Genomic DNA, 16,444 nt, shown 5'->3' with positions numbered 1-16,444 from the left:
AAGGTGCAAAGCTGTAAACCGCATTATGCAGATGTTCTGCGGATTATACCTGGCTTATAGTTGTATTTCCTTTAAATTATCGACAAGCTGAAAATACCTTGAAAAGGGTGCTGAACCCCGGCCGGCAGCCGATGGCGGGTCAGCCAGAAAGGGGGCGTGCCGGCTATTCGGCAAGCCTCGCTTACAGGTTTCTTGCATGCGCCCGCCGGGAAATTGCCAGTTGGCAATTTCCATCAGCCGCCGAACTGGCGCTGCAGGAATTCGTGAAACGCCGCCTGCAGCTCCTCGTGGCCGATGTCCTGGCGGAACTCCAGCCGGATCTTGCGGCCGCGCCGGGTGACGGTCAGTCCGCCCTTGGGGCCACCGGTTCCGATCACCTCGCCCTCGCCCTCGGCCTGCGGCTTCGGGCCGAGCGCCGCGGCCTTCAGCCGCGCCAGCACCTGCGGCACCGCTAGGAATGCCCCCTGCCCTGCCCGGGCGGCGGCCTGCTCGGCGCCGATGGCGGCCGCCTCGGCCAGCACCTTGTCCTCGGCATCCTGCAGCAAGGGCCGCAAGCTGCGCGCATGCAGCTCTTTCAGGTCGGTGATCTGCGGCCAGGCATCGACCACCACACGCGGCAAGCGCGCGAGATAGAGATAGCGCGAGAGCCAGGCTTCCGAGACCTCAAGCCGGGCCGCCATCGCCTTCTGCTTGCCGCCGTAATAAAGTTCGAGCGCCTGCAGATAGTCCCGCGCCCGCTCGTAATCGCTCAGATCGGCGCGGTCGCGGTTCTCGATATCGGCCAGGCGAAAGGCCTCTTCATCGGTCAGGTCGCGGATCTCGATGAGATAGCGGAATTGCGGATAGTTGTTGGCGCGCAGCCAGCTGACGGCGAAATGCCGGCGGGCGCCGCAGATCACCTCGTATTCCGCCCCCTGCCCCGGCGGCAGCTTGCGCACGACGGCGGGAAATTCCTGCTGGCCCTGGGCCTTGAGGCTGTCGATCAGGTCCCGGCAGTTCTCCTCGGTCAGCAGCTCATAGGCGCGGTTGTGGCGCGCCCACATCACGCAGCTGTCCGGATCCACCCAGCGCAGCACCTTTTCCTCGCGCTCGCCGCTCTCCGACAGCGCATTCTGCCGTTTGAGGAACCGCGCGCCGCCGCGGTCGGGCGATTCCGGGACCGAGAGATCCTTCAGCACGTCGTCGAAGATCGCATCATGGCGCTTGCTCACAGCAGGCCCTCCTTGCGCAGTTGGCGGTGATGGCTAGGCCAGGTCTTGCGGATCAGCAGCTCGACCTCGCGCCCGACCGCGTCCAGATAGGCGCGGCAACGCTTGTGGGTCTCGGTCCGCGTCGCCGGGCCGGTCAGCTCATAGACGGTCATCAGGTTGGCGGTGGCATTGTCGATTTCTGCCGAATCCTTCAGCGAGGCGTTCAGCATGTCCTGCGGAAAGACGGCATCCATCATGCGCTTGATCGCCTGATGGGCCGATTTCTGGTCGTTCATCTTCGAGGTCAGGATCTTCACGAAGCTGTATTCCCTGGCCCCGCCGTGACGCGCCAGCTCGACCAGGGTGGATTCCATCATCTTCAGGAAATGCGCGGTCGAGGCGAAGTCGATATTGTTCGGCGGCGCCGGGATCAGCAGCGCATTGGCCGCCCGCAGCACCGACAGCGACAGCATGCCAAGCGCCGGCGGCGGATCCAGCAGGATGATGTCGAACTGATCGGCGATCGAGGCCACGCCTTCGCGCAGCCGGTCCAGAATGAAGGCCGGATCCCGCGCCATGCGGGCGGCAAACTCATATTCGGCGTCGTAAAGGCCCAGATTCGCCGGAATCAGCGCGATGCCGGGCCAATAGGTCGCCCGCAGCGCGTAATGCAGCGTCCGGGGGCCGCCATGCTGGAGGAACGGATAAAGCGTATCCTCGTCCTCATCGACATCCACATCGGGGTTGAGGCCGAAGACAGCCGTGGTCGAGGCCTGCGAGTCGCAATCGACGACACAGACCCGATAGCCCTTGAGCGCGAAATATTGCGCCAGATGCACCACGAGGGTGGATTTCCCGACCCCACCCTTGAAGTTCTGCACCGCCATGACCAGCGGCGGGTCTTCGGGCGCGCGATGCGGCAGCGTGCCGAAGACCTCGCGCATCCGGTTCACTTCGGCCAGAGTGTACCCGTTGCGGCGATTGGTGGTCGCATCCTTCACGGGTTCGGGCAGCCGGCCATCGGCTTCGGCGTCGCGGATCGCCTTTTCCGAGCGACCGACCATTTCGGCCGCGGTTCGGACATTGAACAGCAGCTCCAGCTGCTTACGGGTGCCGGGCGCGAAGACGCGTTCGCGCAGGCGTTCGATGACGGTCGAGGCGCGGCGGCTAAGCACCGCGAGCTCTTCCAGGGTGACGGGAGGAAAGGCTGGGGTCATGGCTATCTTTTCTGCTCGTTTTCGTCACTATGTCCAAAACGGCGCCAACCGTAAAGTTCGGATTTATGGGCTTTGCAGGTGAAAAAGCGGAAGTTCGCGCGGTTGCGTCCAGGCACCGGAAATTCCCTTATCTCTGGCCGGGTGACGCTGCTTTTTAGGCTGCAATCATCCCGATTTGTAAGGGTTGCGCCGTTCGCTGGCAGATTGCTCCCATGAATCCTGTGGATAAACAACCATCCGCTTCATTCTGATTCTTGGATTCTAGATTCGGATGCGCCATCCACCTGAAAAGACGGCAAGAATTCCTCCAAGGCTTACAGATCGGGACGATTCCCCCTACCTTACGGGATGGCTGGCCTTACGGATCGGGCAGCATGTTCTTACATGCCGGGTGCGCTCCAAACCTTACGAATCGGGTGGAGTGGACGGCAGGAAAAAACGCCCGGAATTTCCCAGCGAAAGCAAGGGGCTGCGAATCACCTTTTCGGACTGGTTCCCGCTGTTGCTTACATTTTGGGTGCAACGTTCGCTGCTCGCTTGAAAACTTACATTTCATCCGATACAAAAGTAAGAACGGCAGGGTAGGGGAACATGGCCGAGTCGGCGATTCGAACAGTAGAGGCGCGTCCGAATGCGGACAGTCTGATCAAGCCGGGAGAGCTTGTCGATCTGATCGAGGTCACGCCGCTGACCCTGAACGACCGGCGGATCTATAACCAGCTGCTGGAAAATGCCTGGGATGCCATCGACAAGCCGGTGACGCATGTCATCGCCAAGTCGACCTTGCGAGGCAGCCATAATTCCAATGATCGCGTGGGGGAAAGCCTGGAACGGCTCATGTCGGCCATCGTGAAGGTTGCCGTGATCTGGGACGGGGAACCGGCTATCGAGCGGGTGCAGCTGCTGGGCGGCAACCTGGAAAGCGGCCGGGCCGACGGGCTGCTGGAATACGAGATCCCCGCGCGTCTGCGCAAGATCATCCGCAACAGCCAGGTCTTTGCCCGGCTTCAACGCGAGGTGATGTTCGCCCTGTCGTCGAAATACGCGCTCACGCTTTACGAGATGGTGCAGAAACGCGGCAACCTGCGCTGGAAGGCTTCGGAACGGTTCACGCTCGAGGCCTTGCGCGGGATCATGGGGGTCCCAAAAGGTAAGCTTTCGTCCTGGTCGAACCTGAAACTGCGCGCGATCGACCCTGCCGTGGCCGAGGTGAACGCGCTTTCGGACTACATGGTCGAGATCTCGCCGATCAAGACCGGCCGGGCCGTGACCCATGTCGAGATGCGCTGGTGGCGCAAGGATGGCGATGCCAGCGGCGCGGCCGACCGGGCGCTGCAGTTTTCCAAGGTCGGCCGGCGCGTAAAGGCCGAGGGCCGCACCGAGCAGGTGTCGGCGGGGCAGGCGCCCCGCCCGCGCCCCGCCTGGCTGCAATCGCGCGGCCCGGCCCTGCAGACCGCGACCTATGAGACGGCGCGCCTGCGCCATCCCGGCTACGACATCTATTTCGTGGAGGGCGAATGGAGGAGTTGGAGCGCGGGAAAGGAGCCGGCCAAGGACCCGGACCGCGCCTTCCTGGCCTTCTTCCGCAGCTATGCCGAGAAGAACCCGCTTTAGGAAATTGCCAATTGGCAATTTCCACGGCGCCGCTTGCGATGGCCCCAGCCCGTCGCGCCCAAGCCATGGCCGGTTCGTTCCATGCATCCGGCAGAAAGCCCGGTGAAGCGCGCCGATCAGTTCGGCGGCAGGATAGTCATTCCGGCCGCGGCGGCGCTCGCCAGTATGGCAGGTAGGTCGGGTTCTTTCGGAGCCGGCAGGCCGATGAAATCCTCGGGCAGTGCCTCACCAATACTGGTGAAGAATTGCTGATGCATGCGGCCCGGTGCGTTCAGGATCAGCAAGCGTGCCGGTGCGGTCCCAACCGCCTTGAAGGCGTGAACAGCGCCGTCCGGGATCGGCACGAAATCCCCGCTGCGGGCCAGGCGCTCTTCCCCGTCGATCAGGAATGCGACCTCTCCGTCGAGGATATAGAATGCCTCGGTTTCGCCGGCGTGGTGGTTGGGCGGTGCTCCGGCCCCGACCGGGACGATACATTCCACCAGGCAATATTTGCCCTGCACCTCGTCGGGAAAAGCGTGAAACGACATGAGGATATTGAGAACATTGTATTTCCGCGCCGTGCTGGTCATGGCTGAGAATCCTGGTTGAGCCGAGTCGGTATTTATGATACCAGAGTCTCATAATAAGACAATGGTATCGACAATGACCACCGCAAAGGGCCGCACGGCCCAGAAACAACGCACCCGCCGCGCCATCCTCGAGGGCGCGCGCCAGCTGATGTGCGAGGGGCGGCCGGTCACGGTGACGGCCGCCGCCGCCTTGCACGGCATTTCGAAGGCGACGGCCTACCGCTATTTCTCGGACCCGGCGATGCTGACGGCCGAGGCGGGGCTGGACGTGGCGGTCGAGCCCTATGAGCAGATCGTGTCGGGCGCTGGCGATCTGCGGCAAAGGCTCAAGGCGATCAGCCTTTATATCTTCGACCTTTCGGTCAGCCACGAGGCCGGGTTTCGCCGCTTTGTCGGCATGACTCTGGCGGCCTGGACGCCTGACGCGAAGGCGGGGTCGCCGCAGATGCGCGGCGCCCGCCGGGTGGCGCTGTATGAGCAGGCCTTGCAAGAGGACGGCGGCGGGCTGGTGCCGGCTCGGGCCCAGGCGCTGGTCCGGGCGCTGTCGCTGGCGACCGGCACCGAGGCGATGATCGCGCTTTACGATATCGTCGGCGCCGATCCCGTCACGGCGCGGCGGACGGTCGGGGATGTCGCAGATGCCATCCTCGACCGCTATCTGGGACCCAGCCCGCCGGCCTAGGAGCGGCGGGGCTTGGGGAAGGGGGCGAGGCCGGCGCTTCGGCCTGTTCGTGACCCCGGCCGGGCAGGCCGTGCGCGACCGCGCCGACCTGATGCCCAACCGCACGCTGGCGGCAATGTTCCGGCCGCTCTCGCCGGACAAGGTGCGGGCCTTCATCGCCACCATGGACAAGCGGGCCGACCGGCTGGACAGCCCGGAATATGCGCATCGCATCGCCGGGAGCTTCGACAACCACGATTTCGGCAGCGGTGACGAGGCAGCCCGATGCGGGGCAGGGGCCTCATGCCCCTTGCAGCGCCGCCTGAAGCCGGATCGCCGCCAGCCCGGCGGCGATGGCCAGCCCGCTGGCCACGATCACCACGGTGCCGATCCTCCGGCCGCCGACCAGCGCGGCCATCGTCGCCTTCGAGGCGGTGTTGACCCCGACCGCCACCAGGATCGCCTGCGCCGCCGTGGCGATGGCCAGATCGCCGCCGCCCAGCCGCGCCATCGAGATCGACACCGCATCCACATCGCCGATGCCCGAGATCGCGGCGACGATCAGCACCCCGACATCGCCGTATTGCCGGCGCAGGATCTCGGCGGCCAGAAGCACCGCGGCGATGAAACCGGCGATCTTCAGCGCCGTCCCCACCGCCAGCGGATTGTTGATCGGCAGCGCCGGGCCGTGCTGCGCCCGGCTCTGCCGCAGCAGCAGCGCGGCGGCAAAGCCCATGACCAGCGCCGCCGCGGCCAGCGGCAGGGCCAGATGCGGCAGCAGCGCCCGGTTCAGCCCGACGGCCACCGCCCCGACGCGGAGCAGCATCACGATGCCGGAAATCAGCACCCCCGCGCCCAGCAGCCGGGCGGCGCCCGGCTCGGCCCTGCCCAGCCGGGCGAAGGCCAGCGTGGTCGCGGTGGATGAGGCCAGCCCTCCGGCCGCCGCCATCACCACGATTCCCAGCCGGTCGCCGAAGGCCCTGACCGCGACATAGCCGGAAAAGGAGATCCCCGCGATCAGGATGGCCAGCAGCCAGATCTCGCGCAGGTTCACCGCATCCCAGGGGTCGATGCTGCGGTCGGGGATCACCGGCAGCAGCAGGAAGGACATCGCCGCCAGCGTCAGGATCGCCCGGATCTCGGCCCAGCTCAGCGCCGCGACCCAGCGGTGCAGGTGCTCGCGCGCCGCCAGCAGCAGCGTCATCGCCACGGCGGCGGCGATGGCGGGGATCAGCGGCCCGGTCACGGCCAGCGCCCCCAGCAGGAACACCAGCATCCCCGCCACCGCCGAGGTGGCGCTGACATCCTGGTCAAGCCGCGATTCCAGCCATTGGAAGGCGGCAAAGACCAGCGCGAAGCCGCAGAACACGATGCCGATGACCAGGCCGCCGAATTCCAGCGCCAGCACGCCGGTGGCGCCGCCGGTCAGCCCGGCCAGCGCAAAGGTCCGCAGGCCGGCGGCGCGCTGGTGGTCGCGCTCGGCGCGGGTGCGCCAGCCGCGTTCCAGTCCGACCAGCAGGCCGATGGCCAGCGACACGGCAAGACGGCTAAGAACCTGATCCTGTTGCATCGCCGCATTCTGCCACCGCCTTCGGCGGCTGGCCAGCGCCGCGAAGGACCGGCATGATCGCCGCGGCGCGGCATGGGAATTTCGCCACGCCGGCACTGGACGAATGCCTTGCCGCGCCTGCATGATCACCTTTCCAAACAGCGAGCTTCGACCATGACCGAGACAGGACCCTTCACCGTCAGCGATCTCATCGAGGAAAGCGGCGTCGCCTTCGGCACCAGCGGCGCGCGCGGTCTGGTCACCGCCATGACCGACCGGGTGGCCTATGGCTATACGCAGGGCTTCCTGCGCTACCTGCGCGAGATCGGCGAATTCGCCCCCGGGACCGAGGTCGCGCTGGCGGGCGACCTGCGCCCCTCGACCCCGCGCATCCTGCGGGCCTGCGCCCAGGCCATCCGCGACGCGGGCGGGCAGGTGGCGTTCTGCGGGCATGTGCCGACCCCGGCGCTGGCGCATCATGCCTTCGCGCGGCACATGCCCTCGCTGATGGTCACCGGCAGCCATATCCCCGACGACCGCAACGGCATCAAGTTCCACCGCGCCCGGGCCGAGGTGCTGAAGCCCGACGAGGCCGGCATCGCCCGGCAGGCGCTGGTGCTGGACCCCGCCCGTTTCGGCCGCGACGGCGGTCTGGCGGATGCCGCGCCGCTGCCCGAGCCGCGCGACATCGAACAGGACTATCTGCGCCGCTATCTCGACTTCTTCGGTCCGGATGCGCTTTCGGGGCTGGTGCTGGGGCTCTATCAGCATTCCGCGGTCGGCCGCGACCTGCTGGCCCGCATCCTGCGCGCGCTTGGCGCCGAGGTGCTGCCGCTGGGCCGCTCGGACCGCTTCATCCCCGTCGATACCGAGGCGCTGCGGCCCGAGGATGTCGCACTGGCGCGGGGCTGGGCGGCCGAGCACCGGCTGGACGCCATCATCTCGACCGACGGCGATTCCGACCGGCCGCTTCTGGCCGATCACCGGGGCGAATGGCTGCGCGGCGATATCCTGGGCCTGCTTTGCGCCCGCGAGCTGGGCGCCGAATGCGTGGTCACGCCGGTCAGCAGCAACACCGCGCTGGAGCTGAGCGGCGCCTTCGCCCGCACCATCCGCACCCGCATCGGCTCGCCCTATGTCATCGCCGCCATGGAGGAGGCGGCGCGCGAGACCCTCGGTCCCGTCTGCGGCTACGAGGCGAATGGCGGCTTCCTGCTGGGCAGCGAGATCCGGCGCGAGGGGCGGCGGCTCGCCGCCCTGCCGACGCGCGATGCGGTGCTGCCGGTGGTCGCCGTGCTGGCCGCGGCCCGCACCCGGCCGCTGGCCGAGCTTTGCGCCGGGCTGCCGCAGCGGGCGACCTTCAGCGAGCGGCTGAAGGATTTCCCGACCAGCCGGTCCAGGGCGATCCTGGCCTGGCTGAGCTCGGGCGACGAGGCCGAGCGGAGCGCGCGGATCGAGGCGCAATTCCCCTTTGCCGGCCGGTTGCAGCGGATCGACCAGACCGACGGGCTGCGGATGGGATTCGCAAGCGGCGCGATCATCCACCTGCGCCCCTCGGGCAATGCGCCGGAACTGCGCTGCTATACCGAGGCCGAGACCGAGGACCGCGCCCGCGCCCTGAACGCCGAGGCGCTGGAGCGCATCCCCCGGATTCCCGTCCCCGCCGCCTGAATCCCGCGGGCAGAGGCTTGCCGGGCTTGCGCGCCGAAACCGAACGCTGCGACGATCCGGTCGTGCCGGGCCCCTGCCTGCCGGGGCAAGGCGCTCCCGCTGCGGCAGGGGCCGGGGCATGAAACGAGCCTGCCGGCGCGGGGCTGTTGACAGCCGCCGCGGCCGAGGGATTGCTGCGCCGGGCAGGCGCGGCGCAAGGAGAAATGGATGACACGGTTTTCGGCGAATCTGGGCCTTCTCTGGGCCGACCTGCCCTTGCCGCAGGCGATCCGTGCGGCGCATCGCGCCGGGTTCGACGCGGTCGAATGCCACTGGCCGCAGGAGGTGCCGCCCGCACAGGTCGCCGCGGCTTTGGCCGACACCGGCCTGCCGATGCTGGGCCTGAACACCCGCCGCGGCCGCCCGGGCGAGAACGGCCTTGCCGCCCTGCCGGGCCGCGAGGCCGAGGCCCGGGCCGAGATCGAGCGCACGCTGGACTATGCCGCCGCCATCGGCTGCGGCGCGGTGCATGTCATGGCGGGCAATGCCGAGGGCGACGCGGCGCAGCAGGTTTTCCTGGCCAATCTCGACCATGCCTGCCGGCTGGCGCGGCGGCAGGGCATCACCGTCCTGATCGAGCCGCTGAACCGCCGCGACGCGCCCGGCTATTTCCTGACCGGCTCGGACCAGGCGGCGCGGATCATCGAGGCGGCCGGGCACGACAACCTGCGGCTGATGTTCGACTGCTACCACCTGCAGATCATGGAGGGCGACATCTCGCGCCGGCTGCGGGCGCATCGCGACATCCTGGGCCATGTGCAGATCGCTTCGGTCCCCGACCGTGGCCCTCCGGATCACGGCGAGCTTGACTACCGCCATGTCTGTGCGGTGTTGGAGGATCTGGGCTGGACGCGGCCCCTTGGCGCCGAATACCGGCCGGAAGGGCCGACCGAACCGACGCTGGCGTGGCTTCACCGGCGCCGGCTGGTCCGGCCATAGCGCCCGGCCCGGCGCGGGGCCGGCTAGCGGGTTTCGACGGTGGCGAGATAGCGCCGCACCGCCTCGCCGTCCTGGTGCAGCCAGGCTTGGTCGTCGTCGCGCAGGGCAGGGGGCTCCAGCCAGCCGGGCTCGATGCCGGTCATGTCGGGCAACTGGTGCGCGATGCCCTTGTGGCAGTCGATGCAGGTCTTTTCGCCCGGGATCAGATAGCGCTCGTGGATCTCGGCCGCGCGGCGGGTCTGCTTGGTGAAGTCCATCGCCACCGCCGCGTGGCAGTTGCGGCATTCCAGCGAGTCGTTGGCCTTGAGCCGCGCCCATTCGTGCTTCGCCAGCTCCAGCCGCTTTTCCAGGAATTTCTCGCGCGTGCTGATGGTGCCGAAGATCTTGCCCCAGACCTCTTTCGAGGCCTGCATCTTGCGGGCGATCTTGTCGGTCCATTCATGCGGGACATGGCAGTCGGGGCAGCTGGCCCTGACCCCCGAGCGGTTCGAGAAATGCACCGTCGGCATCAGCTCCTGATAGACGTTGTCGCGCATCTCGTGGCAGCTGGTGCAGAATTTCTCGGTATTGGTGATCTCCAGCGCGGTGTTGAAGCCGCCCCAGAAGACCACGCCGCAGATGAAGCCGCCCAGCGTCAGGAAGCCGATGCTGAGAAAGCTGCTGGGCCGGCTGATGACCCGCCAGAACCAGGTGACCCGGCCCCAGACCCAGCGGATGACCCTGCTGATCCAGCCCATGTCACGGGCCCCCGGCATTCTGGTAGCCGTCGCGGAACGCGTTCGGCACCAGCGGTTTCACGTCGGTCTGCTGGACATGGCAGGCGGTGCAGAAATAGCGCCGGGGCGTCACGTCGGTCAGGATCTGACCGTCGCGGTCCATGAAATGCGTGACGCTGATCATCGGCGCGCCCGAACCCTCGGTGAATTGCGGCTTGTGGCAGTCCATGCAGCGGTTGGTGTTCACCGTCAGCTGGTAGCCGTCGATGGAATGCGGGATTACCGGCGGCTGTTCGGGATAGTTGCGCATCCGGCGCACGTCGTCGGTGATCGGCCGGCCCAGCGGCGGGATCTGGCCTTCGGTCATCGGCTCGGCCCAGCCGGTCAGCGGCGGCACGATCTGCACCGCCGGCTCGGCCTGCGGCAGGGCGGCGCTGACCAGCGCGAACAGCACGAGGCCGGCCATGGCGGCGGGCCGGATCAGACGGAAAGGATCTTGACCGCGCATTTCTTGAAATCCGTCTGCTTGGAAATGGGATCGGTGGCGTCCAGCGTGACCTTGTTGATCAGCTGGCTGGCGTCGAACCACGGCACGAAGATCACGCCGCGCGGCATCCGGTTCCTGCCGCGTGTCTCGACGCGCGAGCGGATCTCGCCCCGGCGCGAGACGATGCGCACCTCGGCCCCCTGGTTGAAGCCCATGTCGCGGGCGTCTTCGGGATGCATGAAGCAGCGCGCGCCGGGAAAGGCCCGGTAAAGCTCGGGCACGCGCATGGTCATCGAGCCGGAATGCCAATGCTCCAGCACCCGGCCGGTCACCAGCCAGATGTTGTATTCCTCGTCGGGCGGCTCGGCCGGCGGCTCGTAGGGCACGGCGATGATCTTGGCCTTGCCGTCCGGGTTGCCATAGAACTGCACGCCCGCGCCCGGCTCGACATAGGGGTCCAGCCCCTCGCGATAGCGCCACAGCGTTTCCTTGCCATCCACCACCGGCCAGCGCAGGCCCCGCACCTCGTGGTAGGTGTCATAGGGGGCAAGGTCGTGACCATGGCCGCGGCCGAAGGCGGCATATTCCTCGAATAGGCCCTTCTGGACGTAGAAGCCGAAATGGTTGGCCTCCTGGTTGGCGTAATCGGTATTCAGCTCCGAGATGTCGAAGCGGTCCACGCTGCCGTTGCGGAACAGCACGTCGAACAGGCTTTGGCCGCGATAGTTCGGGTTGGCGGCCAGGATCTCCTCGGGCCAGACCTCGTCGGTGGTGAAGCGTTTCGAGAACTCCATCATCTGCCACAGGTCCGAGCGCGCCTCGCCCGGCGCGTCGACCAGCTGGTGCCAGACATGGGTGCGCCGCTCGGCATTGCCATAGGCGCCCTCCTTCTCGACCCACATGGCGGCGGGCAGGATCAGGTCGGCGGCCATGGCCGTCACCGTCGGATAGGCGTCCGAGACGACGATGAAGTTTTCCGGGTTGCGATAGCCCGGCCAGGTCTCGCCGCTGTTGTTGGGCGCAGCTTGCAGGTTGTTGTTCACCTGCACCCAGTAGAAGTTCAGCGTGCCGTCATGCAGCGCCCGGTCCTGGGCCACCGCATGCAGCCCGGGCTTGTCGGGGATCACGCCTTCGGGGATGCGCCAGATCTCCTCGGCATGCTTGCGGTGTTCGGGATTGGTCACCGTCATGTCGGCGGGCAGGCGATGGGCGAAGGTGCCCACCTCGCGCGCCGTGCCGCAGGCCGAGGGCTGGCCGGTCAGCGAGAACGGGCTGTTGCCCGGTTCCGAGATCTTTCCGGTCAGCAGGTGGAGGTTATAGACCATCTGGTTGGCCCAGACGCCCCGCACATGCTGGTTGAAGCCCATGGTCCACAAGGACATGACCTTGCGGTCGGGATCGGCGTAAAGCTCGGCCAGCTGCTCCAGGAAGCCCGGCTCGACCCCGGTCAGCTCGGACACCTTTTCCAGCGTGTATTCGCTGACCAGTTCGGCGAATTCCTCGAATGTCGAGGGGGTGGTCGCCGCCGGATCTTCCGCCGTGCGGGCGGCCATCTCGCGCGGGTCGTCGTCGCGCAGCCCGTAGCCGATGCCGGTCGCGCCGGCGACGAAGGTGGTGTGGCGATCCACGAAATCGCGGTTCACCCGGCCGGTCTGGATGATGTGATTGGCGATGTAGTTCAGGATCGCCAGGTCGGTGCCGGGCTTGAAGACGATGGGAATGTCCGCAAGGTCCGAGCTGCGATGCGTAAAGGTGGACAGCACCGCCACCTTCACATGCGGATGGCCCAGCCGCCGGTCCGCCACCCGCGTCCACAGGATCGGATGCATCTCGGCCATGTTCGAGCCCCAGAGGACAAAGGCATCCGCCGCCTCGAAATCGTCATAGCAGCCCATCGGCTCGTCCATGCCGAAGGTGCGCATGAAGGCATAGGCCGCCGAGGCCATGCAATGCCGCGCATTGGGGTCGAGGTTGTTCGACCGGAACCCCGCCCGCATCAGCTTGGTCGCGGCATAGCCCTCGAAGATGGTCCACTGGCCGGAACCGAACATGCCGACGGCGGTGGGTCCCTTGTCCTTCAGCACCCGCTTCGCCTGGGCGGCCATGGTGTCGAAGGCTTCCTCCCAGCTGACCGGGGTGAGCTCGCCGTCCTTGGCATAGACGCCGTCCTTCTTGCGCAGCAGCGGCTGGGTCAGGCGGTCCTGGCCATACATGATTTTGGACAGGAAATAGCCCTTGACGCAGTTCAGGCCCCGGTTCACCTCGGCCAGCAGGTCGCCATGGGTGGCGATCACCCGGCCGTCCTTGACGCCGACCATGACGCCGCAGCCGGTGCCGCAAAAGCGGCAGGGCGCCTTGGACCAGGTGATCTGCAGCGATTCGACGCCGCCGGGCACCGGCTGCGCATCGGCGGAAAGCGGGATATTGGCGGCCATCGCGGCGATCCCCGCCGCCTGCGCCTTGAGCAGGTCGCGTCTGGAAATGCTCATGCCAGCGCCTCCTTCTCATCGGCGGGCAGCACCTGTTCGAAAACCAGATTGGCCGAGAACACGTCCTCCATGACCGAGATCTCGGCCAGCCGGCCGCCGATCTCGCCCACCGAGCCGCCTTCAAGGACCAGGACGATCTTGGCGCCCTGGACCGCGTGCACCTCGGTCCCCGGCAGGGCGGCAAGGCGCCGGGCGACGTCAGGGGCCCGTTCCGGCCGCGTGGTGACGATGGCGCTGGAGATGTGAAGGAAGCGCGGCTCTGCCTGTTTCAGCTTTCCGGTCAGAATGTCGCGTCGCTGGATGGGGGTCCTGTCTGGCTCGCGCATGGGCTTTCCCTAATGTATGGGTCCGGGTGGTCCGAAGATGATCTGCCACATCCAGACCAGGAAGCCGTAGCCGCCGACGATCGCCACCGACAGGATCGGCCAGATCACCACGGCGAGGATCAGGAAGGCAAGGATTTCGTCCCGCTTGCGCTGCGGGGGATGACCGGCTTCTTTGGCGGAATCGATCATGGTCTGGCAACCTTCGCGTGCAGGCGCGTCGCTGGAAGCTTCGGTGGACGCCTTGGTTCATTCTTCCCACAAAACCGTGAAGAGTCAAAAAGGTTCCTGCCCGATTTACGGGCAGCCGGGCGTCCCGGCGAAACCCGGCCCGCCCTGTCGCTGCGATGCCACCGCCTGGCAGGGAGGGAAAGACCAGCAAAATCATGCGGCAAGACTGCCGCCCCGCGCGCCCGCCGCGTGACGGGGCGCGGGCCTGAAGGACGGCGCGGCGCCCGGCTTGCCGGCGCACCGCACCGCCGCGGGAGGCCGAATCGTTGACCGGCCGGGTCCGAGGAAATCTGCATCCGTGCGAGATCCGCCGCCGGATACATCCTTGGGTAGAGGAAGCGTCACAATCTTGCCGCAATCCGTCGCAATGCCGGCCGGGCGCGCCATCTCTTGCCCCAGTCCGGCAAGCCGGAATCGCTCGGGCCGGAGCCAGCGCCCCTTTGCCAGCGGATGGGCTTCCCGGGGTTTCTGACGACCACCTTTTGCGGCGGGCCGTTCATCCTGCCCGGCTCCGCCACAACCCCGCGAGACCGCGCCGGCCGGCATGGCGACCCCGAACGAATGGAATTTCGGATGCGCATTCATCGCGCAGCCCCGAATAAAACAAAAAGATTCGGAAAATCCCATTCCAAAAACTTTCGCAGCCTGGGGATTCCGGCAAGAAATGCACAGGCTCCGGGAAAACCCGATGCCGCAGAATCCCCGCCTCGCCGCATTGCATGCCGAATCGCTTTACCTGTGATTAAAATCTGCTAACTTTCAGGAAGATCAGAGTGACCCACCCGTTTATGAGCTCTGAGATGTGTGCATTACCGTTTCGCGATTGCCAGAATGTCCGGGTTTTTTCAGACAGCCCGACATGGACCGAAGTCCGGCCGGGATTGAAAATGCCCGGCCAAGGCCGCTGCATCGGCGGTATCCCGGATAATGCGCTGGTTTTTCGCGCCGCTTTCAACCGCGGCGGCAATTCGCAATCGGCCTTCCGCGCCGGGCGATCCGGCATTCGGGGCGCACGCCGCCGCCGCCGGACCGGCCCCGCGATTCCCGCGGCAGGCCGGGGCGGCGGCAGGAGGAGGTGGACATGGTGATGGCGTCTTTCATGGCCCTGCGTCAGGGCATTCCGGTCGAGGGGGTGGACCCGCTGACCGTCGAACTGGTTTATGCCGCCGAGCAGCCGGCAGAGGCGGTGCGGACCCGGGTGGCCGCCACCCTGCCGGATGCCGAACTGTCGGTCGAGCCGGTCTTCGACGCCGAGGCCGACCGCTATTTCTTCGTGGATTTCCCCCGGATCGACCCGCATGGGCAAGAGCGCGAGATCTTCGCCTTCGCCCGCGAGCTGCGCGCCGCCGTCGGCGCGGCCGAGGCCAATCCGGTCCTGCCCGACAGCCTTTACGGCTCGGCCCATCTGGGCGCCGAACAGGAAAGCCTGGCCGGGCTCTGCGCGACCAGGCCCGACAGCAGCCGCCCCTGGGGCTGGCATCACCCGCTGATCGACACCATCGGCGCCTGGCAGACGACGCGGGGGCAGGGGGCGACGGTGGCGGTCATCGATACCGGCTACAGCAGCCATAACGAGCTGGCCGATGTCCTGGACCTGCGGGCCGAGCGCAATTTCGTCGAGGGCGGCACCGATGCCCGCGACCGTTTCTCGACCGGGCCGCTGATGCAGCCGGGCCATGGCACGCTGGTCATGTCGGTGATCGCCTCGCGCGGCTCGGCCAATGCGGCGGGCGAGACGCAGAAGCCCGGCGGCATCACCGGCACCGCGCCCGAGGCCAGGATCATGCCGCTGCGCACCATCCGGTCGGTGGTGGATTTCAGCCAGCGCCAGATCGCCGCGGCCATCGACCATGCCGTCGCGCAGGGGGCGGACGTCATCGCCATGGCCCTGGGCGGCCCGACGCGCGTCGCCAGCACCGAGGCGGCCCTGCGCCGCGCCGTGGCGCAGGGCGTGGTCATCGTCTGCGCCGCGGGCAATTGCTGGCCTCTGGTGGTGTTCCCGGCCGCCTATGCGCCGCTGGGCATCTGCACCGCGGTGGCGGCGCTGCAACCCGACCTGCGGCCCTGGGCCAAGACCGGCAGGGGCCCGCAGGTGACCTTCTCGGCCTTCGGCGAGCATGTCTGGGGGGCGGCGAAGAACCGCGCCGGCGACAGCGATGCCGGCATCCGCGCCAGCCAGGGCACGACGCTGGCGACCTCGACCAGCGCCGGGGTGGCGGCGCTGTGGGTGGCAAGGCATGGCGGGCGGGCCAAGCTGCAGCAGGCGGCGCGGCAGCGCGGCACCACGGTGCAGGCGATGTGGGTGCATTGCGCGACGCAGGGCATGACGCCGCCGCCGGTCTGGAACGGTTCGCAGCGGCTGGGGGCGGGGGTCATCAACGCCGCCCGGGCGCTTGGCGCCGCGCTGCCGGCCGCGACCGAGGCACCGCCGGCGCCGCCGCCGGATGCGGCCCCGACGCTCGACATCCTGCAGATGCATCTTGCCGGCATCGACGAAGGCATCCTGGGCGAGGTCGACCCCGCCATGGCGGACCTGGCGCCCGAGCTGATCTGGCTGAGCTATCGCGCGGCGGCCCGGCAAAGGGCGCTGGAAACGCTGGCCGAGGCCGTGGCCGGGACCGAAGCCCCCGGTGTCCCCGCAGCCATGCCTCCGGCCGTGGCCGGCGCGGACCAGCCCACCGAGGCCCTGGCCCGGGTCCTGCGCGACGCCCCCGCCCTGCGCGCCGCGGTCGGCCTGTGACGGGGC

14 protein-coding genes are annotated in these 16,444 nt (G+C 67.4%); 5 read left to right on the top strand and 9 right to left on the bottom strand.

Annotated features, from left to right (window positions below; genetic code table 11):
• Positions 1-233 precede the first annotated feature (233 nt).
• Positions 234-1,211, bottom strand: coding sequence for a ParB/RepB/Spo0J family partition protein (locus PARJ55_RS0114055; RefSeq protein WP_028713623.1), 978 nt, complete (start codon positions 1,209-1,211; stop codon positions 234-236).
• Positions 1,208-2,407: an AAA family ATPase gene (locus PARJ55_RS0114050; RefSeq protein WP_028713622.1), complete on the bottom strand. Its 1,200-nt coding sequence runs from the start codon at positions 2,405-2,407 to the stop codon at positions 1,208-1,210. The genes PARJ55_RS0114055 and PARJ55_RS0114050 overlap by 4 nt, the downstream gene beginning before the upstream one ends.
• 591 nt (positions 2,408-2,998) lie before the next feature.
• Here PARJ55_RS0114050 and PARJ55_RS0114045 point away from each other — a divergent pair.
• Positions 2,999-4,021 (top strand): replication initiation protein, encoded by a 1,023-nt coding sequence (locus PARJ55_RS0114045; RefSeq protein ID WP_028713621.1) that lies wholly within the window; start codon positions 2,999-3,001, stop codon positions 4,019-4,021.
• A gap of 116 nt (positions 4,022-4,137) precedes the next feature.
• On the opposite strand, the gene PARJ55_RS0114040 is transcribed toward PARJ55_RS0114045, so the two are convergent.
• Complete coding sequence (locus PARJ55_RS0114040; protein ID WP_028713620.1) at positions 4,138-4,593, bottom strand: cupin domain-containing protein; 456 nt, start codon at positions 4,591-4,593, stop codon at positions 4,138-4,140.
• Positions 4,594-4,666: 73 nt separating this feature from the next.
• On the opposite strand from PARJ55_RS0114040, the gene PARJ55_RS0114035 reads away from it, so the two are divergent.
• On the top strand, positions 4,667-5,275 hold the full coding sequence (locus PARJ55_RS0114035) for a TetR/AcrR family transcriptional regulator (RefSeq protein WP_028713619.1): 609 nt from the start codon (positions 4,667-4,669) through the stop codon (positions 5,273-5,275).
• A 280-nt stretch (positions 5,276-5,555) separates the two neighbouring features.
• Here PARJ55_RS0114035 and PARJ55_RS0114030 read toward each other — a convergent pair whose 3' ends face one another.
• Positions 5,556-6,824: an MgtC/SapB family protein gene (locus tag PARJ55_RS0114030; protein WP_036714225.1), complete on the bottom strand. Its 1,269-nt coding sequence runs from the start codon at positions 6,822-6,824 to the stop codon at positions 5,556-5,558.
• Positions 6,825-6,977: 153 nt separating this feature from the next.
• Here PARJ55_RS0114030 and PARJ55_RS0114025 point away from each other — a divergent pair, with 153 nt between their 5' ends.
• Positions 6,978-8,474, top strand: coding sequence for a phosphomannomutase (locus PARJ55_RS0114025; RefSeq protein ID WP_028713617.1), 1,497 nt, complete (start codon positions 6,978-6,980; stop codon positions 8,472-8,474).
• A gap of 207 nt (positions 8,475-8,681) precedes the next feature.
• Entirely contained in the window at positions 8,682-9,452 is a 771-nt protein-coding gene (locus PARJ55_RS0114020) for a hydroxypyruvate isomerase family protein (RefSeq protein WP_028713616.1), read from the top strand.
• Positions 9,453-9,475: 23 nt separating this feature from the next.
• Here PARJ55_RS0114020 and PARJ55_RS0114015 read toward each other — a convergent pair whose 3' ends face one another.
• From PARJ55_RS0114015 to napE, 5 genes are read right to left on the bottom strand one after another with little or no spacing between them, the layout of a single operon-like run.
• Entirely contained in the window at positions 9,476-10,189 is a 714-nt protein-coding gene (locus PARJ55_RS0114015) for a cytochrome c3 family protein (protein WP_028713615.1), read from the bottom strand.
• A 1-nt stretch (position 10,190) separates the two neighbouring features.
• On the bottom strand, positions 10,191-10,676 hold the full coding sequence (locus tag PARJ55_RS0114010) for a nitrate reductase cytochrome c-type subunit (RefSeq protein WP_028713614.1): 486 nt from the start codon (positions 10,674-10,676) through the stop codon (positions 10,191-10,193).
• A complete protein-coding gene (gene napA / locus PARJ55_RS0114005) occupies positions 10,649-13,144 on the bottom strand; it encodes a periplasmic nitrate reductase subunit alpha (protein WP_028713613.1) in 2,496 nt (831 codons plus the stop codon). Before napA ends, PARJ55_RS0114010 begins: the two co-directional genes overlap by 28 nt.
• Entirely contained in the window at positions 13,141-13,470 is a 330-nt protein-coding gene (locus tag PARJ55_RS0114000) for a chaperone NapD (protein ID WP_028713612.1), read from the bottom strand. The genes napA and PARJ55_RS0114000 overlap by 4 nt, the downstream gene beginning before the upstream one ends.
• 9 nt (positions 13,471-13,479) lie before the next feature.
• Positions 13,480-13,659 carry a periplasmic nitrate reductase, NapE protein gene (gene napE, locus PARJ55_RS0113995; RefSeq protein ID WP_028713611.1) on the bottom strand — a complete coding sequence of 60 codons (180 nt, stop codon included), beginning with the start codon at positions 13,657-13,659 and terminating at the stop codon, positions 13,480-13,482.
• Positions 13,660-14,779: 1,120 nt separating this feature from the next.
• On the opposite strand from napE, the gene PARJ55_RS0113990 reads away from it, so the two are divergent.
• Entirely contained in the window at positions 14,780-16,438 is a 1,659-nt protein-coding gene (locus tag PARJ55_RS0113990) for a S8 family serine peptidase (RefSeq protein WP_028713610.1), read from the top strand.
• Positions 16,439-16,444: the final 6 nt, after the last annotated feature.

It is taken from the genome of Paracoccus sp. J55 (assembly GCF_000513975.1).
Classification (GTDB): Bacteria; Pseudomonadota; Alphaproteobacteria; order Rhodobacterales; family Rhodobacteraceae; genus Paracoccus.
This window is presented reverse-complemented; position numbering and strand designations above follow the sequence as displayed.